The 25061-nt window shown below is 40.7% G+C and carries 25 protein-coding genes and 2 pseudogenes; 15 read left to right on the top strand and 12 right to left on the bottom strand.

Features of this window, described 5'->3' with window-relative positions; translation table 11 throughout:
• Window positions 1–208: 208 nt before the first annotated feature.
• Window positions 209–1558 carry a group II intron reverse transcriptase/maturase gene (gene ltrA, locus IEW93_RS12130; protein ID WP_188739590.1) on the bottom strand — a complete coding sequence of 450 codons (1350 nt, stop codon included), beginning with the start codon at window positions 1556–1558 and terminating at the stop codon, window positions 209–211.
• A gap of 626 nt (window positions 1559–2184) precedes the next feature.
• Here ltrA and IEW93_RS12125 point away from each other — a divergent pair.
• The gene (locus tag IEW93_RS12125) at window positions 2185–2571 is read left to right on the top strand and encodes a hypothetical protein (protein WP_188739589.1); all 387 of its coding nucleotides are present in this window, start codon (window positions 2185–2187) and stop codon (window positions 2569–2571) included.
• An 81-nt stretch (window positions 2572–2652) separates the two neighbouring features.
• Here the strand turns inward: IEW93_RS12125 and IEW93_RS22025 are convergent.
• Window positions 2653–2811, bottom strand: a pseudogene (locus IEW93_RS22025) (group II intron reverse transcriptase/maturase); the annotation flags it as partial.
• 435 nt (window positions 2812–3246) lie between these two features.
• Between IEW93_RS22025 and IEW93_RS12120 the strand changes: the two are divergent.
• Both IEW93_RS12120 and IEW93_RS12115 read left to right on the top strand, forming a co-directional pair.
• Window positions 3247–3822, top strand: coding sequence for a hypothetical protein (locus IEW93_RS12120; RefSeq protein ID WP_188739588.1), 576 nt, complete (start codon window positions 3247–3249; stop codon window positions 3820–3822).
• Window positions 3823–4043: 221 nt separating this feature from the next.
• Window positions 4044–4373: pseudogene (locus IEW93_RS12115) on the top strand (transposase); the annotation flags it as partial.
• Window positions 4374–5061: 688 nt separating this feature from the next.
• Here the strand turns inward: IEW93_RS12115 and IEW93_RS12110 are convergent.
• On the bottom strand, window positions 5062–6045 hold the full coding sequence (locus IEW93_RS12110) for an FAD:protein FMN transferase (protein ID WP_188739586.1): 984 nt from the start codon (window positions 6043–6045) through the stop codon (window positions 5062–5064).
• A 175-nt stretch (window positions 6046–6220) separates the two neighbouring features.
• Here IEW93_RS12110 and IEW93_RS22300 point away from each other — a divergent pair, with 175 nt between their 5' ends.
• A complete protein-coding gene (locus IEW93_RS22300) occupies window positions 6221–7141 on the top strand; it encodes a 4'-phosphopantetheinyl transferase family protein (protein ID WP_283104422.1) in 921 nt (306 codons plus the stop codon).
• A gap of 102 nt (window positions 7142–7243) precedes the next feature.
• Here the strand turns inward: IEW93_RS22300 and queF are convergent, their stop codons facing one another.
• A complete protein-coding gene (gene queF / locus IEW93_RS12100) occupies window positions 7244–8101 on the bottom strand; it encodes an NADPH-dependent 7-cyano-7-deazaguanine reductase QueF (protein WP_188739585.1) in 858 nt (285 codons plus the stop codon).
• A gap of 54 nt (window positions 8102–8155) precedes the next feature.
• Here queF and syd point away from each other — a divergent pair, with 54 nt between their 5' ends.
• Window positions 8156–8806, top strand: coding sequence for a SecY-interacting protein (syd, locus tag IEW93_RS12095; protein WP_188739584.1), 651 nt, complete (start codon window positions 8156–8158; stop codon window positions 8804–8806).
• 77 nt (window positions 8807–8883) lie between these two features.
• Here syd and IEW93_RS12090 read toward each other — a convergent pair whose 3' ends face one another.
• Entirely contained in the window at window positions 8884–9657 is a 774-nt protein-coding gene (locus IEW93_RS12090) for a Zn-ribbon-containing protein (protein ID WP_188739583.1), read from the bottom strand.
• Between the two features lie 3 nt (window positions 9658–9660).
• A complete protein-coding gene (locus IEW93_RS12085; RefSeq protein WP_188739582.1) occupies window positions 9661–10017 on the bottom strand; it encodes a hypothetical protein in 357 nt (118 codons plus the stop codon).
• 154 nt (window positions 10018–10171) lie between these two features.
• On the opposite strand from IEW93_RS12085, the gene IEW93_RS12080 reads away from it, so the two are divergent.
• Complete coding sequence (locus IEW93_RS12080) at window positions 10172–10555, top strand: DUF3192 domain-containing protein (RefSeq protein ID WP_188739581.1); 384 nt, start codon at window positions 10172–10174, stop codon at window positions 10553–10555.
• A gap of 29 nt (window positions 10556–10584) precedes the next feature.
• Here the strand turns inward: IEW93_RS12080 and IEW93_RS12075 are convergent, their stop codons facing one another.
• Entirely contained in the window at window positions 10585–10815 is a 231-nt protein-coding gene (locus IEW93_RS12075) for a DUF2789 domain-containing protein (RefSeq protein ID WP_188739580.1), read from the bottom strand.
• 174 nt (window positions 10816–10989) lie between these two features.
• Between IEW93_RS12075 and IEW93_RS12070 the strand changes: the two genes are divergently transcribed.
• Together IEW93_RS12070 and IEW93_RS12065 are read left to right on the top strand one after the other, a co-directional pair.
• The gene (locus IEW93_RS12070) at window positions 10990–11631 is read left to right on the top strand and encodes a GNAT family N-acetyltransferase (RefSeq protein ID WP_188739579.1); all 642 of its coding nucleotides are present in this window, start codon (window positions 10990–10992) and stop codon (window positions 11629–11631) included.
• Window positions 11632–11664: 33 nt separating this feature from the next.
• Window positions 11665–11988 carry an Mpo1-like protein gene (locus IEW93_RS12065; RefSeq protein ID WP_188739578.1) on the top strand — a complete coding sequence of 108 codons (324 nt, stop codon included), beginning with the start codon at window positions 11665–11667 and terminating at the stop codon, window positions 11986–11988.
• 908 nt (window positions 11989–12896) lie between these two features.
• Here IEW93_RS12065 and IEW93_RS12060 read toward each other — a convergent pair.
• Both IEW93_RS12060 and IEW93_RS12055 read right to left on the bottom strand, forming a co-directional pair.
• Entirely contained in the window at window positions 12897–13937 is a 1041-nt protein-coding gene (locus tag IEW93_RS12060) for a GGDEF domain-containing protein (protein ID WP_188739577.1), read from the bottom strand.
• Entirely contained in the window at window positions 13927–15066 is a 1140-nt protein-coding gene (locus IEW93_RS12055) for a GGDEF domain-containing protein (RefSeq protein ID WP_229706678.1), read from the bottom strand. Before IEW93_RS12055 ends, IEW93_RS12060 begins: the two co-directional genes overlap by 11 nt.
• A 1017-nt stretch (window positions 15067–16083) precedes the next feature.
• On the opposite strand from IEW93_RS12055, the gene IEW93_RS12050 reads away from it, so the two are divergent.
• A complete protein-coding gene (locus IEW93_RS12050; RefSeq protein WP_188739575.1) occupies window positions 16084–16791 on the top strand; it encodes a hypothetical protein in 708 nt (235 codons plus the stop codon).
• A gap of 100 nt (window positions 16792–16891) precedes the next feature.
• Here the strand turns inward: IEW93_RS12050 and IEW93_RS12045 are convergent, their stop codons facing one another.
• Together IEW93_RS12045 and IEW93_RS12040 are read right to left on the bottom strand one after the other, a co-directional pair.
• The gene (locus IEW93_RS12045; protein WP_188739574.1) at window positions 16892–17281 is read right to left on the bottom strand and encodes a DUF3301 domain-containing protein; all 390 of its coding nucleotides are present in this window, start codon (window positions 17279–17281) and stop codon (window positions 16892–16894) included.
• Window positions 17278–18291, bottom strand: coding sequence for a DUF3549 family protein (locus IEW93_RS12040; protein ID WP_188739573.1), 1014 nt, complete (start codon window positions 18289–18291; stop codon window positions 17278–17280). The genes IEW93_RS12045 and IEW93_RS12040 overlap by 4 nt, the downstream gene beginning before the upstream one ends.
• A 93-nt stretch (window positions 18292–18384) precedes the next feature.
• Here IEW93_RS12040 and IEW93_RS12035 point away from each other — a divergent pair, with 93 nt between their 5' ends.
• The gene (locus tag IEW93_RS12035) at window positions 18385–18702 is read left to right on the top strand and encodes a YqcC family protein (RefSeq protein ID WP_188739595.1); all 318 of its coding nucleotides are present in this window, start codon (window positions 18385–18387) and stop codon (window positions 18700–18702) included.
• 40 nt (window positions 18703–18742) lie between these two features.
• A complete protein-coding gene (gene truC / locus IEW93_RS12030) occupies window positions 18743–19618 on the top strand; it encodes a tRNA pseudouridine(65) synthase TruC (RefSeq protein ID WP_188739572.1) in 876 nt (291 codons plus the stop codon).
• 38 nt (window positions 19619–19656) lie between these two features.
• On the opposite strand, the gene IEW93_RS12025 is transcribed toward truC, so the two are convergent.
• On the bottom strand, window positions 19657–19818 hold the full coding sequence (locus IEW93_RS12025) for a hypothetical protein (protein ID WP_188739571.1): 162 nt from the start codon (window positions 19816–19818) through the stop codon (window positions 19657–19659).
• A gap of 175 nt (window positions 19819–19993) precedes the next feature.
• Between IEW93_RS12025 and IEW93_RS12020 the strand changes: the two genes are divergently transcribed.
• From IEW93_RS12020 to IEW93_RS12005, 4 genes are all read left to right on the top strand, one after another.
• Complete coding sequence (locus IEW93_RS12020) at window positions 19994–20458, top strand: flavodoxin (protein ID WP_188739570.1); 465 nt, start codon at window positions 19994–19996, stop codon at window positions 20456–20458.
• A complete protein-coding gene (locus IEW93_RS12015) occupies window positions 20410–21888 on the top strand; it encodes a PTS transporter subunit EIIC (protein ID WP_188739569.1) in 1479 nt (492 codons plus the stop codon). Before IEW93_RS12020 ends, IEW93_RS12015 begins: the two co-directional genes overlap by 49 nt.
• 165 nt (window positions 21889–22053) lie before the next feature.
• Window positions 22054–22923, top strand: a complete 870-nt coding sequence (purU, locus tag IEW93_RS12010) for a formyltetrahydrofolate deformylase (protein ID WP_188739568.1) — start codon at window positions 22054–22056, stop codon at window positions 22921–22923.
• 196 nt (window positions 22924–23119) lie between these two features.
• On the top strand, window positions 23120–25015 hold the full coding sequence (locus IEW93_RS12005; protein WP_188739567.1) for an HD domain-containing phosphohydrolase: 1896 nt from the start codon (window positions 23120–23122) through the stop codon (window positions 25013–25015).
• Window positions 25016–25061: the final 46 nt, after the last annotated feature.

The following is a 25061-nucleotide window of genomic DNA, read 5'->3' as shown; positions in this document are numbered from 1 at the left end:
TGTGGTATTGAAAGACAGTGATAATCAAAAGTTAACTGGTTCGGTGACTTTCAGAGCTAATGATACTTGTATGTGGGGTTGGCGTTTTCAACCTATGATTACGAAGTCATTTGACTTTGATAGCTAATCGGGTAGCCGGAGGTATCTAACCTCCAGCCCCCACACCACCCTGCATGCGGCTCCGCACAGGGCGGTTCATTTAGAACACCTAACTAGCTTTCTGGTTAGGATAATGAACTGCGATCCATCCATCTCTTAGTGAATATAATCCTGCTTTCTTCAGATACTCATTACTCAGTGCTTGCTGTATTCCTGGTGTCTTCGAGCTACGCCAAGGGCCTTTACTAGTGGTACCACAAGCAACAGCAGCTTGGATCCTGACGCCACGTTTTAATAAGTTTTGTACCTTAGTCCGTGGTTTTCGCCACTGACGCCAGTAGCACATACGCACACGACGTCGGATCCAGTGATCTAAATCGACACACCCTTGATAAGCGTTAGCGATGCCAAAGTAATTGATCCAGCCTTGCATGTACTGCCGCACTTTAAACAGCTGATAACTCATACTCACGCCCCAATTTCGGTTCGTTAGTCGCCTCATCTTTTGTTTGAAAATGTGCAATGTTTTAGCATGCCACTGGATTTTCCCGCGATTAAATGTGAAGCCTAGGAACTTGCTTTGACTTACCTTAACCACCTGGCTTTTCTGTTCATTAACAACCAGTTTTAGCTTAGTAGCAAGGTATTGAGTGATGCTCTTGAGTACTCGTTCTCCCGCTCGAATAGACTTTACCAAAATGATAAAGTCGTCCGCATAGCGTGCGAATTTATGCCCTCGGCTTTCCAGCTCTTTATCTAGACTATCCAACATAATGTTAGAGAGTAATGGTGAGAGTGGGCCGCCTTGAGGCACACCTTCAAAGCTTGCTTCAAATTGGTCGTTGACCATCACACCAGCTCGAAGGTATTTACCAATAAGCGCCAACAGACGCTTATCCTGCACCTTGCTCCTAAGTTGAGTCATCAAGAGATCATGATTAACTCGGTCAAAGAACTTAGACAGATCAACATCGACGGCAAATTTGCGTTTCTGTTTGATGGTATCCCTTACTTGCAGTACCGCTTGTTTGGCATTTCTGTTCGGCCTAAAGCCAAAGCTGTTAGTCGAGAAGAATGGGTCAAACAGTGGCGTGAGTATTTGAGCAATGGCTTGCTGTATCACACGGTCAATAACGTTCGGGATCCCCAATTTGCGTTTACCGCCATCGGGTTTGTCGATCTCCACGCGCCTGACCGCTGAGGGTTGGTATTCACCTCGTTCCAATTGAGATTTACACTGTTGCCAGCCGCCTTGTTGCATCCAGAGCGGGAAGGCTTCGATGGTCATGCCATCAATGCCCGCCGCACCTTTATTGGCTTTAACTTGACGCCAAGCTCGGTGTAGATTTTCAGGTTCAAGCAGTTGTTGAAATAGATCGCGGTTGAAGGCCGGTTGCATATCAATACGCTGCCGATAGTAATCGTCTGGCGACGTAGTGGGTATCGACAAGTTTGACAAGACTCCTCCTTCTTCTAAATGTTCAGGCCTTCACCATGTCCCAACCATTACGCTGGGCGTTGGGCTACTATGCCGTCTGCTGACTTCTGCTTAATCACATGCCAAGTTACCCCGTCATGCGCTATCGGTTTCCATCTAGTTCGCTCTTTTCAGTCGATGATGCTGAAAAGCCAAGGCACTTATAAACCAGAGCCTTACTGGTTAATGACCGATCGCGTGTTAAGCAGATCTCCCCAGATAAGAACATGAACTTTCTTTGCACTGCTGCATCATTTACGGTGGCCATTAGATCACGTGGTTTCGTCGTCTTGTGCCAACTCACCTCTAGCCTACGCCTCATATGATGTTCTTGTTCATCAGCTCACAAATTTGCTAGCGGCTTCCTCCAGACCAAACCTTGCGATTAAGCCCTTGCCATTCGCTAGTAGTTAACGTTTAATAACAGTATGTTATTCTCTTTTAGAAAGAGTAACGGTGATCTTCCTACAGAGGACTTTCACCTCATTAGTTCATGCCCATGCTGGGCGTACACAAGGCAAAGCAAAGGACTTAAAACAGTTTGCTGTTTCGTGCCTCAACATTTTAGCAAACAATTTTAAGCCTCTGTTTGAGGCGTTAGGCATTCGATGAAAACTAGACTTTCAATATTCATTATTTGCAGCTTGCTTTCAGGTTTGACAATTAGCACCTCTCTTGAGGTTCCTATTAATCAAATTGCAATGCTTATAGGAAAATTTGGGAGTTCTTGCTTAGGTAATAGCTGGTGCACTGAGAGGCTATATGTTTCAATTATTCGAGCTATATTATGGCCAACAGCTTGGGGATTCTATTTTATTATTAGCTATAGGTGGGTTCGCTTTGGATATGTGGGAAAAAAAATAAGGATTGCAGGAGCCGCTGTTGGGACTTGTGCTCTGCTTACATCTCATATATTCGGTATTTTTCTTACCTTACCGGCAATTATTCTTATGCTACATATCCACTTTAAGGTTCCGTATGGTCAACATGCCTAATCGGGTAGCCGGAGGTATCTAACCTCCAGCCCCCACACCACCCTGCATGCGGCTCCGCACAGGGCGGTTCATTTAGAACACCTAACTAGTTTTCTGGTTAGGGTAATGAACTGCGATCCATCCATCTCTTAGTGAATATAATCCTGCTTTCTTCAGATACTCATTACTCAGCGCTTGCTGTATTCCTGGTGTTTTAGAGCTACGCCAAGGGCCTTTACTTGTGATCCCACAAGCAACAGCAATATCATGGTCATTCTAGCTTACGGACACAGCCGCGCTTGCACTCGAGATTCGATTTCTTCGTTGCTTGCATTGTATTGGTAAGATGTGAAAAAATCAGCATGAATACTTTTATGTGGCATGTACTAATTTTATGTACAGGTATAATGGTCTCTCATCGATTTACGCTAAAAAATGATTGAAAATCGGTCTTTAGTTGTATCGTTTTAAAAATAAAGAAATCGTAATTGTCTGATATTGTGATCTTTAATTTTTCGTCAAGTGAAAGTGAATTCTACTTTACGCGCAAGCTTGGTTTTGTCTGTTAGACATAATTAATTGCTTTACTTCAATAAGATAGCAAATGTAGGATGATATTAATCAATAACTTAAACGGCCGACTATAAATTTATTTGGCTGTTCAATAAGCTGTTATACACCTAAGGAAAGTTTGGTATGAAGCTAACCATTATTTCACTAATCACTTTATTTTTACTCGGCTGTGCTGCGGCAGGTGTTCCATATACAAGTGATCCTATGACGAAACTTAATTACGCATATCAACTAATGGGAACTCAGGGTAGAGGGTTAGCTGCCGAAAAACTTGGATTAGAGGCGCTCGCTGATCTAGAAAAATCAAATAATATTTATGGTATGGCTGAAGCTCATACCTTTCTAGGTTTGTTTTATAAAAATAAAAGTTACCGTGAAAACAAAGACTTTTATGTGAAACACAATGAATATGATCCTACAGCATCAAAATCAATTAAGCACTTTGAATTAGCCGCAGAAGCATTTGAAGCAGACGGAGATTATTGGGGTGTTTCAAAGGCTTTGTTCTCTATGGGTAATGCCTACGGTACAGATAATGATTATGTAAATGGATGCATTAAGTTTAAAGAATCACTATCAGTATATAAAAGCGATAAAAATGTGTTCAAAGGTCGAACTCACCCACACAATCCAGCGTTTAAATCATTTGACGCAATGATTGAATCTTTTATCTCAAAGTATTGCGAAAGCGGTGTATAACAAGTCACTCAAAAGGACTAAAAACAGTTGGCTAGGTTCGCTGCGCTCACTATTTTAGCCAACAATTTTTAGCCACTTAGTGAGGCGTTGAGGCTGTAGAATTTCTCCAGAAAGACGTTTTCAACGTTTTTTAACAAATAAAGTTAATTGGTTTTTTTTTGAGCTTGTGGCGTATCGATGTCTGTGATCTAATAGATATTATTCACCTACAGTAAATTGTTATGGCCAACTACAAGCCTGACTTATCCTGCCAAAGTAAATTCATTCCCATCAATTTTTCAGAGCAAATTTTGCCTGGCACATTCGAGTATGCCCTTTGTTATATTATCGAAAACAAACTCGATTTATCGGGGTTTGATGCCTGGTATCACAATGATAAAACGGGGGCGGCAGCGTATTCACCGGCAGTGATGCTCAAAATTATCTTACTCGGGTATGCGCATGGGTTAATTAGCAGTCGACGCATTGCTAAGGCGTGTGAACACAATATTTTGTTCATGAGCGTGTCGGGTGATGTTCAGCCACATAATAATGGGTGGCATGGTTTTCTGTGAACAAGGCCAATTTACCTCTGTTGCACCAGGGCAAGGATTAGGTAATGCCACTATGCTCGATTCGTTAACTGCGTTTCAACCGATAGTGTAGTTTGCTTTTTTGCATGATAATCAAAAGGAATCGTTAATATTGTGCTCGCATGGATTCGGCAGAATCACCTCAAGTTCAAACGCTTCTGTGACACGCTGCAAGTACATCCTTGTAAGCTCGGCCATGACGTCCATGCCATGGACGCTCACAGCCGCGCTTGCACCCGAGGCTCTATTTCTTCGTTGCTGGCTGTGTAGCGGCACAGATGTTAAGAGCAATATCGGCTCATGGATGCGGCAGAATCACCTCAAGTTCAAACACTTCTGTGACACGCTGCAAGTACATCCTTGTAAGCTCGGCCATGACGTCCATGTCATGGACGGTCACAGCCGCGCTTGCACCCGAGGCTCTATTTCTTCGTTGCTGGCATTGTATCGGATTGATGTGTTGCTAAATATTAGTTTATGGATGCGGTTGAATCACCTCGAGATCAAACTCTTCAGTGACACGCTGCAAGCACATCCTTGTATGCTCGAGACTTAATCTCTGCGTTGCTGGCTGGTTATCGGGGAGTAATACATGACCACCTACTCCAGCTGGTTAAAAGTAATATATGGCAAAGTTTTCTCGCAAAGTTTGCTCAGAGCTATAGCATCAATCTTGCTGTAATCCCGTCGATACATGCAAGGTTTGTTGGTTATCGATAATAATGGCTTCGTATTCAGGTAACTCATTGATTAACGCCATACCTTGTTGTAATCCCATCACAAAAATGGCGGTGGAGAGGGCGTCTACGTAAGTTGGGTTTTTACCAATAATTGATACGCTCACCACATTGCGGGCGGAGTCGCCGGTTTTAGGATTAATAATGTGATGAAAACGCACGCCATCTTCAATAAAGTAACGTTCATAGTCGCCTGATGTGGATATCGATTCGTTGCTAAGTGGTAACTGCACCGCGGTTTTGTCTTCTGCGCGTGGGTGTTTTATACCCACAAACCACGGGCGGCCCATGCGATCACCTAGCAGTGTGGTGTCGCCGCCAGCGCTAATAAGTGCATGCTCAATGCCGGCTTTTTTAAGAATGGCGATACAGTTTTTAACCGCATGGCCTTTGGCAATTCCACCTAAATCAATTTTTACATCAGGGTGAGTAAAGCTTACCGAGATATTCGATTTATCTAATGTGATGGCGTGATAATTTATGGCTGGCAACGCTTTATTGATTGCTGCTTGGTCGGGTTTTAGGTGTTTACGGTAGTCATATTGATAACCTACTGAAGCATAGGTTATGTCAAACATGCCTTGGGTTAATTTGGCGATATCCTGGGCATCGATAAGTAAATCAAACAATTCCTGACTAACAATAACAGGGCGAGTTGCCGCATCCCGGTTAATCACGCTCAGTGCGCTAGTGGCAATATAAGGGCTCATGGTTTGATCTATACGCTGCATCTCTTGTTCAACGGCCACAATGAGTTCATCTGCCGTTGCTTGAGCTGCATCATCGTCTAGCCAAAATTCAACGTGGGCGAGGGTACCCATGACATGAAAACTCTTTTTATGCCAGTCAGCGAATGCCAAATGCGAATTGAATGCAAACAATATGATGACAATAACAGCACTAAATTTACCCATGAATCAATTGTCTCCTGTAAGACGGTAGCGCTGATTGTTGATTAAATGACATCAATCGGCAACAGTTTGGGTGGAAATAAGTGGTTTACAGACAAAATACTCGCTGATCTTAGGCGTTTAAGGTAGGTTAACACTATTATTGTTTGTTATTGATTAATTGAGTTTTGTTGTTTTAATGTCTATTCATAACGCTGTAAATACTTTGCATACTGCTGATGATCTACATGTCTATTTTATTCCTCTCAATGCAGAGTTAACGTCTGCAGACTTTGACATGGGCTTAGCCCTTGGTTGGTTAAGCCCTGATGAAGTGGCTAAAGTTGAGCGTTATAAAAGCCAGTCATCTCGACACAATGCGCTTCAGGTTCGCCTGGCTTTAAGGGCCATATTGTCACGTCACAGCGATGTGGCTCCCGCCCAATGGCAATTTACTTATGGTGCCAAAGGTAAGCCTGCATTAAGCGATGAGTTATTTGCGTCAACGGGATTACATTTCAATTTAAGCCACAGTGGCAAATGGTTAATGATTGGTGTTATTGAAGCCAGTCAATATAGTATTAGCGACGCTCCTGCACTGACGAGTGGCATGTTTTTTGGTGTGGATATTGAGCGTGAGCGCAGCAGTACCGATATTGTGCCGATTTTACATCATTATTTCACTCAAGCCGAAACCGACACGTTATTGCAGCTACCCATTGAGCTACAACGGCAACGTTTCTTTGATTTATGGGCGGTTAAAGAGTCTTATATTAAAGCGCGGGGTTTGGGGCTGGCCTTATCACTTAAGTCATTTTCGGTAGATTTTAGTCAAGCGGTATGCTGTGATGCAAAGTTAAAACGAGCAAACAAAAGTACTAGGCTAATTGAGATGTTTAAACCCATTCAGCTGAATTTTACGGATAACCAAGACACCATGGCATCTGATTATTATTGGCAAACGCTATTGGGCCGGTTGGATAATGAATACCGTTTTTCTATAACGTTGGGCTCGGCTAACTTGGTTTTTTCTTCAGCTGCTGTGCAAGCTCACAGCATATACAATACATTATCTTGTATGCAATTAACCCTCGATGATTTATTTTCTGCAAGAACGTAATACAGCTAATTGTGTTGTCACGATGTAGCAAAAAGACCAATCTATTGATTGGCCTTTTATTCTTTGTCACCGTAAAAACTGATTAACCTGAACTGAGGTTAATTACTGTCTGGCGAGACGGTTAGATTCTGGCGGGTTTTCAAAGTCACTGCGGTATGGGTTAATGTCTAAACCGCCGCGGCGAGTGTAGCGAGCATAAACTGTTAATTTAGTGCATTGGCAGTATTTTTTTAAGTCGACAAAAATTCGCTCAACGCATTGCTCGTGAAACTCATTATGCTGGCGGAAAGAAATTAAATAGCGCAGCAGTTTTTCACGATCAATCTTAGGCCCTTGATAACGGATCATCACACTGCCCCAGTCGGGTTGCGAGGTGATTAGGCAGTTAGATTTTAATAAATTAGAGTTTAATGTTTCAGCGACATTTTTGTCAGGATCTGTGCTGCCCACTAAATGATCTGGATTAAAATCGTATTCGGTCACTTCAATGTCTAAATCGTCAATGCAGGTGCCGGGAAGGTCAACAATTCGCTCTAGGTTAAAGTGTTTAGGCTCAATAACCTTCACTGTCACTTCACCTTCTGCACAAGCGGTTAAATCGCGGCTTAATGTGTCTTGCACATCTTCAACGCTATCAAACTTAGTTTGGTTGAAGCTATTTAAGTACAATTTAAACGATTTAGACTCAATAAGGTTTGCGCTGTTAATATCGAGTTGTACTTCTAACAATGCGACAACTGGCTTACCTTTGGCGTTTAACCAAGATAATTCATAACCTGTCCAAATGTCAGTGCCATGGAATGGGAGATCACCACTTAATTGAATTGCATCTCGATTAAGTTTACGTGGAACCCCTTGCAGCAATGATGCGTCATACTCAGCTTTATAAGACGTAGCATGGCCTAAAGTTAGGCCTTTAAGTGCTTGAGCATCACTATAAGGGTCGTGATTGTGTGTCATCTAATCGGTTTCCGTGTCAAAATATGGTTTTATTATAAACTACGAGTGGCTTAAGTGTCTTGTTCATCTGCATTAGATTGCTTCATAAAAAAATATCTTAAATCTTATCAAGATACTCTGTCTGAGTTTCCGCGCTATTATCTTTTGGGCGAAGATTCAATATGTATTCAAGGGACGTTAAATTCAGGCGTTGACGATACCGTATTCTGGCAACCGATGAAACGTGAAGTCTTGGCAGATTTTAGCAATGTGGAACATGCATTAAATATTCAATTACACCCAGATATCCATGCATTTTATGGTCAGTATTTTTCAGCTCCATTACAGTTTACAGCCTCGTTTGGTGATGGTGAATTATTACAAGTTTGGAATCAAGATGACTTTGAAAATTTGCAACAAAATGTGATTGGCCATTTGATTATGAAACAAAAGCTAAAACAACCCGCAACCTGGTTTATTGGCGTGCTAGGTGAGGGCGATGAAATGCTTACCGTTAATAATGACGATGGCAGTGTGTGGATTGAAATTCCAGATGAAAAGCAAGGTACAAAATTAGCTGAGTCGTTATCTGAGTTTTTACAGATTATTTCGCCCATGATTAAACCGCCGCAAAAGCCTGTTGAAGAGCATACACCTATTGTGGAACACCCTGGTATTTGGCAACGCATTAATACCATGTGGGATTATTTGTTACGTAAAAAGTAACCTCTTAGCGATTGAAGTACCAACGACCGGTACTTCAATGCAATGAGTTTTTATTAACACTTAAGCTCGTTAGGTCTTTACTGGTGATCCCAGGATATATTAGACACAATGCGGCATGGCTCGCAGCGAAAGTGAAACATGTCTAATAGTGGCTGATCTAGTTTCCAATCTTTTGAGCCGCATCTCGGGCAAGGGCGATTGAGCTCTGTTTGCAATGATTCTCCACCTACACGATATAAATAGTAGTATGTAGGCACTTTCGTTAAGTACTCAACTCGTCCGCGTAAGTCCCAACCACGTCTAAATAAATCACTATCGGTGCGAGTTATTTCATCCAATGCGGCAAACTCTGCTTTAGTGGCTGCTGCCATTTGTATTTCATCACAGGCTTGCCATTCAGATTGCCATTTTATTATCTGCTTATGATCGCCATTAAAGGTGGCGGGTAATCGATAAAGTGGAATAGGCAAAAGGTTATCACCACTGCGAAGTGGCGAGCACATGTGAACGTAACTGGTGTAGAGTAACTGCCAAGAAGGCGGCTCAATATTACTGACTTCTGAGTTAATGTCCTGACCGATGAGTTTCTCTCTTGGCGCGAGAAGTTTCGCTTGAGTTAATCCTTTAAGTGCTGATTTAACCCAAGGACTATTGAACCGATTAGATAAACTGATTTTTTCGGGCAAGAGTAGTCGAACTTTAAATTCACCATCGTTAAACGCGACGGCAAACTCACGCCCCAAAATTTGTCCATTAGCGCGTAGTGCCTCAAGTAATCCATTAATGGCTTTTTCGGCTGCATCGATTGTGGTGTCGGCAAAACACTCAAAGCGAAGTTCAAACACAAACATACGCTATTCAGCCTTAATATTTGGGGTTGTTGGGATATGTTGGCTGAACTGTTGTTCAAGCTCGGTAATTCGGCATGTTAGCTGGTTAATTAGTTGCGCCATGGTGTCGACTTGCTGCTGTAATTGCGCTACAGGGCTGTCGAGTTCATTACCTTGAGTGGCTGGCGCTGGAATATCAGCAAGTTCAGGTAAATTTTGCCATTCAGATTTTGGTAATGCTTTAAATTGCTGTAGTCCCTGGATTAAAACCGGCATTGGAAAACGGCTACCTAAACGATTTTTGATTAAGGCCAAACTGGGTGTGTGGCCATTGATAGCAATGGACTTCGCTGCGGCTAACACTTGTTCAATAGGACTCATTGTTGGTTAAATTCCTTAATTTTTTGTAGTAAGAATCACTACTGCTCCTGAGCTTAAAATTAAAATACAATAATTTCAATGCTTTAAGTTTTGGCATGATTCTAGCTTTAAGCACATCACAATGCGGATTATATTTTAACAAAAAGGATGCAACATGAAATCAAAACTTATCACGGCAAGTGTAGTGGCAGTACTCTCTTTAGGTTTAAGCGGATGTGTTATCAGCGTTGGCGATCATGAATCAGCTAAAAGCCACGAGTATTGGCAAGAACAACAAGATAAAAATCGCGCTTTGTTAGCTAATTTAGCGCTGGGCATGACGAGCGAACAGGTCGTGACCTTGATGGGTACAGCTGATTTTAGTGAAGCCTATACAAAAGCAGAGTCAACTGACAATCCACAAGCGATAAAAGTGTTATTTTATCGCACTCAGTGGGCAAAAGGTGATGGCAAAACCACTAAAGATGAGTGCACCCCAGTGGTTTTTAAAAACAACGTCTTAGTTGGCTGGGGTGACACCGCAGTCGCTCAAATATAAACCGCTGTTAGTCATAGTTTATATTGACCTTAAGCTCTCATCATTACGTCCAATTGGTCGATAATTTCAGACCATTGGGCGTCTTCGTTTAATGCCTCTTTTAAAAAAGCTCGTTGGCTGTGGTTCCAGCAGTCGGCATCAATTAATAGGGTATCTTTGTTCACTTTATTGCGGCTGACAAAGCTATCAATTTCTTGTTGTGTGTAACCTAATCCGAGTTGCTTAAATAAATGGCCTAAATCATTTTCTGTGGTATCCATTCTCACTACTCCCTATGTGACACATTGCAATTGTTCCAGTATTAATCTTCAACGCAAAAATTGCAAAAGAACTCTTCGATAAAGAGAGGTAAGGTAAACAGAACTTGTAGATTGTTTCAATCTTGTTAACTTGGTAAGTTAAGGTTGATGGTCATAATACAAGGAATAACAATAATGGATAACACTACCTTGGACACCCTGCGAGCAGTGTATTTAACTGCAGAAGACTTACGTGTGGCTGCTTCAATTATTTATAACGCTTATCATGATGATGCCTATTTTATTGAAGCATTAGGCCAGCAAGATACCCAACAGTATGAACAAAAACTTCGTGCTGCCATTCGAGAAGAACTCAATGATTTGTGGCAACAAGAACAACCCCTTATTGGCTTATTTGATCAAGAACGATTAATTGGGGTGGCGTGTGTGATCACTCAGCAAGTCCCATTAGGGGAGGCGCGCTATTGGCATTGGCGCTTAAAAATGGTGTTGGGCACTGGCTGGAAATCAACACAAAAATTAATGGAAAAGGAAACATGTATTCTTGAGCACCTGCCTTCAAATAAGTGCGGAATTTTGCAGTTTATTGCTTTGTCCCCTGCGGAGCAAAAAAAAGGCTATGGTACAAAATTAATTCAAGCAGTACTAAGTTGGTGCGATGAGCAACCAAATTTAGAAGGGATGGGGGTATTTGTGAATAATAGCCATCACCACTCAGCTTTTATGGCACAAGGTTTTATTAGTATTGCTGAGATTAATATTGGCGGTGTACATGGTGAAGTTTTGTTTTATGCGAAAAATAACCTTCAGTGTTAGGCACCCATTTTTACTTTTTAAAAGGACAAGGTAATGCAAGCCAAACGTTTTTCATCATTTGCTGAGTTTTATCCGTTTTATTTGTCACAACATCAAGATCCCGTTTGTCGAAAACTTCATTATGTCGGCAGCACGATTATTTTAGTCATTATTGTCAATACGTTCATTAATCAGCAATGGTGGCAATTACTCCTGTTACCTGTGGTGGGTTATGGTTTCGCCTGGTTAGGGCATTTTATATTTGAGAAAAATCGGCCTGCCACGTTTACTTATCCACTATATAGTTTGTGGGGTGATTGGGTAATGTATGGACAAATGTTGAAGCGACTATGGCGAAAAGTGCTTGGTAAAAAATAGTGCTTTAGCGCTAACTGTCTTATTGTTGTGTGAGCTTTATCCTACAAAGCTGTAAGCCATCTTATCTCAATTTGTCAGTGATTATCATTGGATTGAGGTTTAACTTTATTTATAACAAAGACTTACTGTTTATTGGTTGTTTTTTGATATGTGAAATATTTGTTTCAGTCGTTTTCAGTGACTTTTCACGTAGCACTTTTTAGATAGAATGTACTCATTGAAAGCAAATGATTAACCGGTTTTCTTAGGATGAGAAATAAAGTTGAGTTTGCTTGAGAGCTGAAACTAATTGCTAAAGTAGATAGTTAGTACAGAATTTCAAGGATGATGCACAGGACACGCCCACGGAACTCGGCATAAGCTCGGTAAATGGATAACCGAATCAAGGATGGGTGGAGCGCAAGCGACACAAGGATAAATGGATAGGACCGCAGGACGCAGCAAGGATGACTCAACGGATTGAATGCTCAGTCGATGGATAGACTGTTCAATGGAATGACACTCATAAGACGCTTTGTTTTAACTTAGCATCACGGAAATGAGAACATGGAAATGGATGCAGGAAGCATGTTTGCAAGGACGATGCAGGGAGCAAACTTCAGCCGGATTGCTGACAAAAGTGTTAACGGGCGCAACCTTATAACTTAAGGTTGCGCCTTTTTGTTTTTGTACTATTGCACTGTACTAAATCATTGTGCATAGCGACGCTTAGCAGTAGGTGTATTCGGATTGAACACTTATTAATGTAGATGGGGATTATACTTGTTGACGTTGTGTTGCTTGACCAGAACAGTCTCACCATGCTCATTATGCCTAAATTAGACACGGGCACTTTTATTTATCTGGTGCGAATTGAATAGTAAGGCACTGCTGCTTTGGTTTTGAGTGGATTATGGTTACTGAACACCTTAGGTAAAACAGACCACTTGATTTCGTCCTTGCATTTTAGCTAAGTACATTGCTTTGTCTGCGTTGCTTAAGCTGGTTTTAACATCTTGAGTGAAACGACTAACACCAATGCTAACAGTACAAAAAATGGGCTTGGGGGTTATGAGTGTTTTGGTCGGGGTTATTTCTATTTTGCGACATAATTGTTCAGCTCTGGTATGGGCCGTTTCAATAGTCGTAGCATGTAAAAACAGAGCAAACTCCTCTCCACCGAGTCTTGCAACCTTGTCTCGAGGTTCACAAAAAGAACGCATTAACGTACTAATGTGTTTGAGTACTTCATCGCCACATGCATGACCAAATTGATCATTAATTAGTTTAAAGTGATCAATGTCTAGCAATAATATGCAGTGCTCTGTACTGTTGAGCTTATCGCTTTTTAGCTGGGTTAAAAACGCTCTTCGGTTGGCTACTTGGGTGAGTTCATCCATTTCAGATAAACATCTTAACTGCATATTAGTGGCTTTAATGTAATTGAAAAATAGCAAAAATGACCCAAACACAATTGAGCATAACGATATGATTACTGTAGTTTTAATGACCATTAATTCTGGAGCGGGAACCGTGTAAATGGGGCTGAAAATAGTTTGTGTTTCAGCAAAAACAAGTCCTAATGTACATAATACTGCCATTCTTATGCGTGGCCATATTTGACGCCGTGAAACAAAAATGTACGTGGCAGGGATCATGCCTATTGTGTATAAATGCATACCAGAATCACTGCCAATAAAAACAACTGACAGTAGTAAAATTTGCAGTAATGAAAGCACCATTAATAATTCTTTAATTAAGTGTGCATATACAGTAAAAGATAGGGTATATAACGTAATAAAAATTGCGATAAAAATGATATCCATCAATACAATATAATAATATTCTTGATAAAAAAAGTAGCTCACAAAAACCGCATTAATACACAACAACACTAATGAAAAAATCCGGCTGGCTTGAATGCCATAATCGGCTTCATTTATCGTTAAAACATCACGTTTAAGGCTCATTGGTTTCAACTTCCTTAATATCATGTTCTGCAAATACGACACAGTTTCGACCTTGTGCTTTTGCCTGGTAGAGTGCCTTATCAGATAATTGCATAGACAAAGAGTCGTTTTGTGTTAATTGGGCAACGCCAATACTGGCTGTACAGTAAAAATGTTCTCCTTCTGTAGACGTTAGATGATGTGTTGCAATTGCTTCTTTGATCTCTTCTGCGATTGCAATTGCATGTTTTTTAAAATCAGTTTGACAGAGAAGGGCAAATTCTTCACCACCTAAGCGAGCAAATAAAGTGCCCTTAGGTATGATCTGATTAATGGTATTGGCAACATGAATGAGGGCATCATCGCCGGTAGCATGCCCATATTGGTCATTGATTTTTTTAAAGTGATCTAAATCTAAAGTGAGGATAAAGTGGGTTTGTTTCGTGTTGATAGCATAGTGTTTTATTGAAGACATAAAAAAACGTCTGTTAGGTATTTGTGTTAGTTCGTCTTTTTGGCTTAACGTGGTTAATTTTGCGCGGTATTTATCGATTGCTTTATTACTCATTTCCATTGCTAAATTAAGCGTAATAACTAAAAGTATACCTTCAATAAAAATTGAGACAGTTCTATAGTCTGTTGGAAAATCAAACAATGGTTCGTAATGAAGGCCAATTTCGCTGACCGTCATGCCTAACATGACAGCAACAGCGAACATGAAGTGGTGCCAACGAGAGGCGTTAGGAAGCATTAAAAATGACGCAGGAATAATGGCGATTAAAAACCACTGGAAGCCTGCATTACGATCAAAAATTACTGTTGAGTAAATCATAAAATGGGTGAAAGCGGTAATAAGGCAATGATAAGAAGCGTAGTATGCTTTGCCTATTTTTATCCAAATAAAGCTTAAACCATAGCTGATACAAAATAATGCCGTGAGTAATGCTAATGGATAATACCCTAGCATTATCCATTGGCCTATGTACAGGGCACTTCCGCTAATTAAGAACACGCAAATCATATTAATGCTTTGAATTGATTCAAAATTAGTTGTTGAATCAGGCTTTGTTCGATAGTTAATTATTGACGTAAATGCAGCCAGAAACAGAGCCTTGAGTCCATTATTTTTTTGTTCGCTTTTAGTGATCATGCTTTAACTTTATTGTTAGCCCAATTACAAGCGTAGTTAACATTCTATCAGTGTGAAATTAAATTAGTTCAAAAAACAGCCTGTGTATAGATTTCAATGTACTTATTCGTGTATGCGGGTCTGTAGATGGTTAGATTGAGCGTGTACAGATTGCTAATACTCACTTTTTAATGTTTTTTTACACATCATAAATCACGATTAAACCTGACTTTAAGCGAGTGTTATGTTGCGGCCATTAGATGGTAAAGAGTTATCAGTGTTGTAGGGTAAATGTTAAATTTTAACGTTATATTTACCGCAATTGCCTTTTTCTGTGTGAGATATATCTCACACAGCATGTAAGACTAAGTACCTATTTAATTGGGATAGAATAGGTTTGGTTTGTTTAGGTTTATGATATTTATGGATTTATTTTTGTGTGGTTACATTTTTTTTGCTTTATTCATTTAGAGGTATCTGTTTACGCTAAGGTAAATGAATTATTATTTATCTCGTTCCTAGGACGGAACAATACAAGGAAGTCAGTAGGTCATAGATGACTCGATGTAAATGGATGTAATGGACGTATAATAGTTTCAGGATGAAACGCAAAACACGTTAAACGCTTTATACAGCACGACGGGTTTTTAACATTGTTAGGATGATAATGTTGCAGGACGCACAATACTCAGCAAATGATTTGCATCAGGATAAGTAAAGATTTCAAGGACGATACAAGGACACGCTTAGGATAGAGCAGGCTCGGTCAATGGATAATCGAGTAAGAAGGACAGTACGCAAGTACAAGGATAATCAAGGATTGAACACGGATAGCGCTGGATGCAAGTTATACGCATGGATGGTGCAGGGAGCACTGCAATAGCGGGAAAGCTTAACAAGAGATCAAAAGGCCGCGACAGTTTCTGTCGCGGCCTTTCTTTTTGCTTTTTTTAAGATTATGGAACTTTATCAGCATATGTTGTCAAATTGTAAACTGCATATATGCATGGGGAAAGTACACATGGTTGAGGAGATAGCATGAAAGGGTTTCAAATTGCACTATTGATGGGGTTTTCATTAGTTTGCTATAACGCCAATGCACAGGTGAGTGAAGAACAACTGCAATGGGTCGAACAAGCGTTAAACGAAATTAATAACAACACTGACGATACCAAAGTGCTTTGGCAGTACTCTCAAGAAACCGTTATGCCGGATATGATCCGGGTTGAACAGTTTAATGCGTCTTTACCCGGCTCAGAACGCTGGATCTTAGTGACTGAAAATGGTGAAACGCCTGACAAAAATCGTTTAAAAGAATACCGCGAAAATCAGCAAGAACTCCTGCAAGATAAAGACGAAAATACCCATGAATTAGCGTTTTCTGATCTGATTAATTTATCGACATTAACATTAGTGGATGAGGAGGGCGATAATGTTGCATTTTCGTTTACACCCAATATCGACAAATTAGATAATAATGCATTAACTGGGACTATTTACCTAGATAAGAGCTCGAAGCAGTTACGCAAAATTCTAATCAGCAATACCGACGAATTAAACCCTGCATTTTCAGTCACCCTTACCAAATTTGAATTGGAGTTGGGTTTTGATGTGTTTGAAGGATTGGTGATGCCTGCGCGCACTTCAACCACCATTAATGGTACCGCCGCGATTTTTAAATCATTAGATAGCATACATAAAGTGACGTATAGCGAGTATAAAATATTGGATAAGCCACAAACCTAATCCAATAATCTAAGCAAAAAAAACGCTATTTTGATAAAAATAGCGTTTTTTTGTCAGCTTACTGCTGAACTGTGGTAATAAACGGTGCTTCAATGCTGAACTAGTGGCACTTACCAGAGTTACAACTTTGGCTTGATGAACCACATCCACCAAACTTACCGCTAGCCATAGGTGCGTCCATCCACTCAGGCTCAGGGAAAATAGGCCATTCTATCTTTTTGGCGCGGTTGCCATGCATCATAATATGACCACGATATTGATTAATGCCGTCGGTGCTAAATTCGAACATAAATGTGGCTTTCCAGCAAATGCCTGTGCTGCCACCAATACTTGGGCGTGCAGACTCCATCGCAATCGCCAATAATTGCACATTTTGTTTTTTACAGGCCTGTTCTGCAAGTACTCGACCCAACTCTGCCATCTGTCTAAGCTGCCAAAAAAATGCGCCAACAACGATTAAAGCAACAAATAATAAAAAATCACTCATCATAGGCTGGTTGCCTTAAATAATCCGCCAATAGCGGTTGCTAATTGAACACTGCGCTCAGGATGACGTAAATCGCTCAGTAATCCATGGCGCAAGCTGGGTATTGCCACGATATCAGCAAACACTTGGTTAAAGAAGTGTTGTGGCTGTTTTGCTAATGCTTCTAAATAGACTTTACGACATGTGTCATCTTTTAGTGCCAACCAATTGCGCGCTGCAATGGTAATCAAACTATTGTCGTTTAATAATTGCTGTTCATCCAGTTGCTTAATCGCCGCCATACTCAATGGGGTATTGGATGCAAGTGCAGCTAAATACATCACTTTTAAGTCTGGTTCTGCTTGTGACATTTTTGCAAATAATCGTTCGGCTAAACGTGTATCAACAGTGATATGTTCAAGGCACTGACATAATGCCGCTTGCACCTCTACTGGCACATTTTCAAACGCGTTAATAATGTCATTTAGATGATCAAATTGATGTGCGCGAACGCAAATATCTGCTAAACCTTGTAAGCCTAATTGCTGCCAAGTCTCTGTTGGCGCCTGCCCTGATAAATATTGTGCCGCAAATTCATATTGGCTCGAGGCTGCTTGCCCTAATTGCAGCCTCACTAAAGCATTAAACAGTGCCAGTTTTTGTTGATTAGGCTTAAAACTGAAAGGATGGTTAGCAAGTTGTTCTTGCTGCTCATCGGTTAATGTTTGGGTTGGATCGCGTCCCAACGCCTCTAAAATCATTTTAATAAATTGGGTGCGTGGCGCTGGCGACAATAAACCTTGTTCGTCTAATGGCAGTTTTACAAACCAGATATACGGTTGCTGTTGTTGCTGCCAAAATACGATGGCAAACTGCGCATGCCCTTGAATAGGATAAGGGTATGGAGCTAATAACGAATCGATTTGGTGAAAAGCCAACATATCAATATGCTGAACCCGGCGGCCTAAATCATAAATGTGGAATTGAGTGTTCGCCGTGGTCAGAAATTGGCTTAAGGTGGTTATTTCGGTCATGGTGTCTTCACTAAATCAAACGAGTTGGATGGGTATTCAAGAAGCTAAATGATATCATAATCCGACTCAGCCTCGATAATGTCGTTCATGTTTATGCTTTATTTAACCTGTAAAAATCATTTAATTATTTTAGAACAAACACTTAAACAGTGTTCGTTGTGGTCGGATGATGCGCCTAGTAAAGAGGCTATGGCAAGCTCTGCTCCTTTCGCTTGTGACACCATGGCGTTCGAACAATGGTTACAGTTTATTTTTATTCCCAAAATGACTGAATTAATTCAGTTACAACAACCTTTGCCTTCGTCCATGGCTATTGCCCCTATGGCCGAGCATGTGTGGAAAGGTATGGCTCAGCGTCAAATCTTGATCACTCACTTACAATCATTTGATGCCTTATTGAATCAACAATAAGCCAAATTTGCTTTTATTTTTAAACCCAGGTGAAAACAAGATGAATGCTAACGATAGCTTGATACCGCAAACAATTGATAATGATGAGTTATATGATCCACATTTTGTTGAGGAAGCTGAAGCGCAAATTGAATGTGATGCAGAGCTCGACGAGCAACCGCCAGAGATTGAAGTGTTGTTTGAAGATGAGTATATCGTGGCCATTCATAAACCAGCAGGGCTGTTGGTTCATCGCAGTTATTTAGCGCGTAAAGAGCGTTTTTTTGCCATGCAAATGACACGCGATTTAGTCGGTTGTCATGTATTTCCTGTTCATCGTTTAGACAGGCCCACCTCGGGTGTATTGCTCTTTGCTAAATCAAGTGAAGTAGCAAGGCAATTGTGCGAGCAATTTGCAGACCACAGTATTAAAAAGCAGTATTTGGCCATTGTTCGCGGCAATATGCATGAATCTGGCACGTTAGATTACGCGCTTAAACAAGAGTTTGACGATATTGGTGACAAGCACGTAGATCCCAATAAAGCCGCACAAGAGGCAGTGACAGATTACCAACCACTGTTAAATACTGAAATTCCATTTAGCTCAGGTCGCTACCCAAGTAGTCGCTATGGGTTAGTGCGTTTAAGTCCACACACTGGGCGAAAGCATCAATTACGTCGCCATATGGCTCATCTTCGTCACCCAATAGTTGGTGATACAACCCATGGTGATGGTAAACAAAATAAATTTTTTAGGGAGCATTTTGCTATCAACCGCTTATGGCTAATTGCTAAAAGTTTACAGTTTGTGCACCCTGTGACTCAGCAACCAATGCATATTGAAACCGAATTAGAGCCAGAGTGGTTAACCATTTTTAAGGCGTTTGGATGGGATGATGAACAGTTATCATTGATGCCAAGCATATTATTGAGTTAAGCCTTTTTATGAAAAGCCAACTAATGAAGGTTTTTGGGTTATTCCATATGCTCAGCAATCGCTTTTTTGAGCTGTTCAAATTCAGCAATCGGCGGTATTAACTGGTGATTTTGTTGCTCAACATGAAAATAATAATTACGGCGTATATGAGCAAACTTATGCTGTAGTTTGAGTTTTCGCTTTCTGCAGACTTGTCGCATAATACGCTTCCGTAATGTATTTAATAACTTAGAAATACCAATCCGCATCAGCATTTGCACATTATATATTCAACACGCGTGATAAAAGAAACTTGCGATGAACTTAATGAATAAAGTAAGTTATTTACATTCAACGCATTTTTATATCGTATTTCATTTTAGGGGATAGTATACCATGAAAAAGGTCAATGTTGTTTTTGGTACTGTTTATGGTAGTGCACAATTTACTGCCGAAACCATTATAAAGACCATTGCAAAATTAGGCTTTAGCACTAAACTTTGGCAGCCAAACGAATTGCAAGGTTATATACCCGCGCAAGATGAGTTATTAATTGTGGTGTGCTCCACCACAGGCCAGGGTGATATTCCAGAAGACATCGCTCCCTGGTTTAATGAATTAAAGACTAATGCCCCTTATTTGCCGTCACTTAAATACAGTTTAATTGGTTTAGGAGATTCAAGTTATGAGACATTTTGTGGTGCCATAAAACAATTTGATGAGTTGTTTACCGAGCTAGGTGCCAAACCATTACTTGATAAACTTGAAATTGATGCATGTGAAACAATGGAACCCGAAATTGAAGCAAATACATGGATAGCCAGTTGGCACAACGCGGTCACATCGGCAAACGCAGCCTAAGTTTTTTTACTCAGCAATGGTTTAAATTTGCACAGCGCTTAAGCCAAGCGCTGTTGATCCCTATTGCTATTTTACCTGCTGCAGGGGTAATGCTTGGCCTTACGGTTAATCCGTTACCTTTTATTCCTGATGATCTTAATATCGTACTCTCAGCCGTCGGCAATTTAGTGTTTACCATGATGCCGCTTCTGTTTAGTGTGGCGATTGCGATTGGTTTTTGCCGCGATCAAGGGATTGCGGCGTTTTCTGCCGTATTTGGTTTTGGGGTATTTTTATCTACCATGGGAGCACTTACCGATATCTATGGTTTAGTGTCACGCCCATTGTGGGGAATGCAAACCATTGACACAGGTATTGCTGGCGGCATGTTAGTTGGGGCGATAACTTGCATTGCCGTTAATTTGAGTCAGCATGTAAAGTTACCGGCAATTTTTTCATTCTTTGAAGGCAGACGCAGCGCGCCGATTATTGTTATTCCTTTGGCTATGCTGCTGGCTTATGTATTGAGTCACGTTTGGCCGCCGTTGTCTTTGGTTATTGAGCAACTTTCTGACTGGGCTGTTTACCAAGACCCTGCTCTTGCTTTTGGTGTATATGGCACGGTAGAGCGTTTGCTTATTCCGCTTGGTTTGCATCATATTTGGAATGCACCATTTTATCTAGAAGTGGGCCAATACATCAATCAAGGTAGTGTGGTTAGAGGTGAGGTGGCTCGTTATTTAGCGGGTGATCCTCTTGCGGGCAATCTTGCTGGTGGCTATTTAATTAAAATGTGGGGGTTGCCTGCCGCTGCATTAGCCATTTGGCGTTGTGCGGATAAAACGGAGCGTAACCGTGTTGCGGGTATTATGTTGTCTGCTGCCACGGCAAGTTGGTTAACGGGGGTTACTGAGCCAATTGAATTTGCTTTTATGTTTATTGCGCCCATTCTGTTTATTGTGCATGCGTTGCTTACGGGCATTGCTTACAGTGTGTGTATTTTATTAGAAGTGCACCACAGCATAGTATTTTCACACGGATTGGTGGATTTTAGTTTGCTCTTTTCGCGATCGGCTAATACCCATTGGATTTGGATGCTAGGCCCTCTCACAGGTATTATTTATTATGCGTTATTTCGCGCCAGCATTTTAGCCTTTAACTTAAAAACACCCGGAAGATTAGAACAAGCCGACCAGATTTCTGAGCCAAAAGAAAGCTTACGTGCCATGATTTCTGCGCTGGGGGGGCGCGAAAATATTGTTGAAATCAACGCCTGTCTAACCCGTCTACGCATCAGTGTAAAACACGCAAATCTAATTGATAAAGCGCGTTTAATGCGCTTAGGTGCCAAAGGCGTGGTGGTCATGGGGAAAGGGGTTCAGGTTGTGTATGGTACTAAGGCTGAATCGTTACGAAAACTGCTACAAAAATACCTCGATTCTCGTAAATAACGTTGCTTTAGTTAACAAATATTTCATGGATGTTTAGCAAATTGTGTCTAAATACAATTATTTTAGTATTTATGAGAATTTATCATTAAAAAACCTCCCCCAAGATGTATTTTCAATGGCAAACTGACGACAGTCTATTTAAGCAGTACTTTTGGAGTCGTAAGCGTGAGTTATCAATCGAATACAAACAGTTCAACCCCGTTACAGCGCAAAGTGTTAATTACTGATTGTGCTGATGCAAAAGGTTTAATCGCAAAAATTACCAGTGTGTGTTTTGCCAATGAGCTTAATATCATTAAAAACACTGAGTTTGTCGATCATGCTCAAGGCCGATTTTTTATGCGTGCAGAGCTTGAAGGGCAGTTTGACGATGAACGTCTATTAAACGAATTGCGTGAAGTGCTACCTGCTCAAAACCACATGAAACTGGTTGATATGTGTACAAAGCGAATCGTGATCATGGTAACCAAAGAAGCCCATTGTTTGGGTGATATTTTAATGAAATCTTATTATGGCGGTTTAGATGTCGACATTGCCGCAGTCGTCGGTAATTACGATGTGTTGCAGCCATTAACTGAAAAGTTTGATATTCCGTTTCATTATGTCAGCCACGAAGGTTTAAATCGTCAGGAGCATGAGCAGGCCATGCTTAAGGTGATTAAGCCCTATAATCCAGACTTTGTGGTACTAGCGAAATATATGCGAGTGCTCACACCTGAATTTGTTTCAGCGTTTACTGATAAAATCATTAACATTCACCATTCATTTTTACCGGCATTTATTGGGGCATCGCCTTATAAGCAAGCGTGGGATCGCGGTGTTAAAATCATTGGTGCTACAGCGCATTTTGTAAATAATCATCTCGACGAAGGGCCAATTATTAAGCAAGATGTGATATCTGTTGACCACAGCTACAGTGCAGAAGAATTGGCGCATAACGGCCGAGATGTAGAAAAAAGTGTACTGAGTAAAGCATTACAACTGGTACTTAATGAGCAAGTTGTGGTTTACGGCAACAAGACGGTTGTTTTTTAGTATTTTAACGGGCATAACCTCAGTGTGATGTAGATTTACAGGCTAGGCTTTTAGTAAGTCTTTCGGCTTGAGTTATGCCCTATTATGGATGATGCTTATCCTGTGCTATTGTTAATTAGATGTAATACTTTTTTAGCTGTTGGCCTGATAATAATTTGCCTAAACGGTTCATTTAATATTGATTAATAGGTGCTAGATGTTGCAAAAAGCGGATTTCTTTTTAAAACCTTCCGAAATGCCTAAAAGTGCAGCATTGTGTTGGGGCATTTTAAACGATCGGCTTGAATTAGTTAAACTAAGTGAGCCTCTCTATAAGTTAGTCAAAAAGCCGATTTCAGCAATATTAAAACAACCCATCGTTAATGCCTTTCCGACGATTCCGCTAGACGGAATCGATTTTGAAGATCGTAAAAAAAGCCACGTGATTAACTTTGTCGACGATAAAGGTCATGCGCTACAAGCAAGAGTCACCCCAGTAGATGAAAGCAGTGAACACTGGTGTATTTCGATAATTGAAATTGAGTTAGATAAAGCTTGGTTAAATGAGCTGCATCCCGATTATCATCAGGCGATACAATCAAGTGATGATTGGCTTGAACAAATAGAAGAAGTCATAAATGCAAGTGGTGATCAAGTCTTTGTTACCGCAATTAAGCAAGGATTAGCATTAACCAAGTCAAAAGTTGGTTATGTTCATATTTACAACGAAAAATCGAAACAAATTGTTAAAACGGCTTGGAATGATGAGGCTGGGGATTATTTTACTATTTCCAAGCAGCAAACGTATAAAGCGGATTCAGGTATATGGGCCGAAACGGTCAAAACTCGCAAACCTGTTATTCATAACGATTTAACAGAGCTTGTTGCCAGCAAAAGTCAAAAAGACGGTTTTTTTGCGTTTAAAAATCATTTGTGTATTCCAATTCATTACCGTAAAAAATTGGTGGGAATTATCGGGGTCGGCAATCGTGATACTCCGTATACCCAGGTTGATGCTAAATCATTAACCATTTTTGCGACGATTTTATGGCACAGCGTTGAACTTCCCAGAACGATGAAAGCTGTGTCACACCAATCAAGCATTATTAAAGCTCAAAAAGAAAAAATGACGCTTATTTTAGTGCAATTGATTGGCGCTATTTCTGAAGCGCTTGAACTCAAAGATGCCTATACTGCAGGGCATCAAAAGTCAGTAGCACAATTAAGTTATCTGATGGGCGAAAAAATGGGGTTGTCTCCTGAATGCCTTGAGGGGTTAAAATTAGGTGCGCTGATCCACGACATTGGTAAACTTGCACTACCGAGCCAAATTTTATCTAAACCTTCACGCTTAACCGATGCCGAATTCGAATTAGTGAAGCAGCACCCTGAGCAAGGGGCATTGATTGTCGATGAAGTGGATTTTCCATGGCCAATTAAGCAAATGATTTTGCAACATCACGAGCGTTTAGATGGCTCAGGATACCCAAAAGGCTTAAAAGGTAAGGACATTATTTTAGAAGCAAAAATCATTGCGGTGGCCGATATTGCTGACTCGATTTTAAGCCATAGACCTTACCGTCCGTCATTGGGTATGGATGCATTAACTCAAGAGCTAATGAAAGGCCGTGGTAAAAAATATGATGCAGATGTGGTCGATGCGTGTTTAGAAATTTTAGCTGTAGAAGATTTTAAAGAAGAAGAGTATGTGTCAGGTTTATCTTTGGCGCCTGTGGTCTTTTTAGAAGAGTACCACACTCTTGAGCACGCTGAAGCGATGATGAAAAAGGCGAAAATGGCAGTGGCTGTGGTGCTTTCTGAAAAAGAGCGCAAACCGATTGGTGTAATAGACCATCAAATATTGGCGTTTTGGCACAGTCCATTTATCGATACCGCTGCTGAGCGTGCCGCAGACCGGAGTTTACTGAATAAGCGTGCTCATCAAATTATGGCGCACAAAATGGATTTAATTAATGGCCACACTATTTTAAATGATGCCAAAATAACTCTGGAAAAAACGAACGCAAATTACTTACTCGTTCAAAATGATAAAGAGCAGATCATTGGTATGTTAACGTGGCAGATTTTAGCCAATGCGATCCTTAAAAAATAACCCAATATAAAAGGCGCTCAAAGCGCCTTTTTTGTGTCTTAATGCG

This window comes from Shewanella inventionis (assembly GCF_014641855.1).
Lineage (GTDB): Bacteria > Pseudomonadota > Gammaproteobacteria > Enterobacterales > Shewanellaceae > Shewanella > Shewanella inventionis.
Note: the sequence above shows the minus strand (reverse complement) of the source record. Positions and strands in the feature narration are given on the sequence as shown.

What these genes read in the sequence shown, in the direction of transcription:
- IEW93_RS12125 (WP_188739589.1), top strand. Translation starts at nt 2,185, where the DNA reads ATGAAAACTAGACTTTCAATATTCATTATTTGCAGCTTGCTTTCAGGT.
- IEW93_RS12120 (WP_188739588.1), top strand. Translation starts at nt 3,247, where the DNA reads ATGAAGCTAACCATTATTTCACTAATCACTTTATTTTTACTCGGCTGT.
- IEW93_RS12110 (WP_188739586.1), bottom strand. Translation starts at nt 6,045, where the DNA reads ATGGGTAAATTTAGTGCTGTTATTGTCATCATATTGTTTGCATTCAAT.
- IEW93_RS22300 (WP_283104422.1), top strand. Translation starts at nt 6,221, where the DNA reads ATGTCTATTCATAACGCTGTAAATACTTTGCATACTGCTGATGATCTA.
- queF (WP_188739585.1), bottom strand. Translation starts at nt 8,101, where the DNA reads ATGACACACAATCACGACCCTTATAGTGATGCTCAAGCACTTAAAGGC.
- IEW93_RS12090 (WP_188739583.1), bottom strand. Translation starts at nt 9,657, where the DNA reads ATGTTTGTGTTTGAACTTCGCTTTGAGTGTTTTGCCGACACCACAATC.
- IEW93_RS12085 (WP_188739582.1), bottom strand. Translation starts at nt 10,017, where the DNA reads ATGAGTCCTATTGAACAAGTGTTAGCCGCAGCGAAGTCCATTGCTATC.
- IEW93_RS12080 (WP_188739581.1), top strand. Translation starts at nt 10,172, where the DNA reads ATGAAATCAAAACTTATCACGGCAAGTGTAGTGGCAGTACTCTCTTTA.
- IEW93_RS12075 (WP_188739580.1), bottom strand. Translation starts at nt 10,815, where the DNA reads ATGGATACCACAGAAAATGATTTAGGCCATTTATTTAAGCAACTCGGA.
- IEW93_RS12070 (WP_188739579.1), top strand. Translation starts at nt 10,990, where the DNA reads ATGGATAACACTACCTTGGACACCCTGCGAGCAGTGTATTTAACTGCA.
- IEW93_RS12065 (WP_188739578.1), top strand. Translation starts at nt 11,665, where the DNA reads ATGCAAGCCAAACGTTTTTCATCATTTGCTGAGTTTTATCCGTTTTAT.
- IEW93_RS12060 (WP_188739577.1), bottom strand. Translation starts at nt 13,937, where the DNA reads ATGAGCCTTAAACGTGATGTTTTAACGATAAATGAAGCCGATTATGGC.
- IEW93_RS12055 (WP_229706678.1), bottom strand. Translation starts at nt 15,066, where the DNA reads ATGATCACTAAAAGCGAACAAAAAAATAATGGACTCAAGGCTCTGTTT.
- IEW93_RS12050 (WP_188739575.1), top strand. Translation starts at nt 16,084, where the DNA reads ATGAAAGGGTTTCAAATTGCACTATTGATGGGGTTTTCATTAGTTTGC.
- IEW93_RS12045 (WP_188739574.1), bottom strand. Translation starts at nt 17,281, where the DNA reads ATGATGAGTGATTTTTTATTATTTGTTGCTTTAATCGTTGTTGGCGCA.
- IEW93_RS12040 (WP_188739573.1), bottom strand. Translation starts at nt 18,291, where the DNA reads ATGACCGAAATAACCACCTTAAGCCAATTTCTGACCACGGCGAACACT.
- IEW93_RS12035 (WP_188739595.1), top strand. Translation starts at nt 18,385, where the DNA reads ATGCTTTATTTAACCTGTAAAAATCATTTAATTATTTTAGAACAAACA.
- truC (WP_188739572.1), top strand. Translation starts at nt 18,743, where the DNA reads ATGAATGCTAACGATAGCTTGATACCGCAAACAATTGATAATGATGAG.
- IEW93_RS12025 (WP_188739571.1), bottom strand. Translation starts at nt 19,818, where the DNA reads ATGCGACAAGTCTGCAGAAAGCGAAAACTCAAACTACAGCATAAGTTT.
- IEW93_RS12020 (WP_188739570.1), top strand. Translation starts at nt 19,994, where the DNA reads ATGAAAAAGGTCAATGTTGTTTTTGGTACTGTTTATGGTAGTGCACAA.
- IEW93_RS12015 (WP_188739569.1), top strand. Translation starts at nt 20,410, where the DNA reads ATGGATAGCCAGTTGGCACAACGCGGTCACATCGGCAAACGCAGCCTA.
- IEW93_RS12005 (WP_188739567.1), top strand. Translation starts at nt 23,120, where the DNA reads ATGTTGCAAAAAGCGGATTTCTTTTTAAAACCTTCCGAAATGCCTAAA.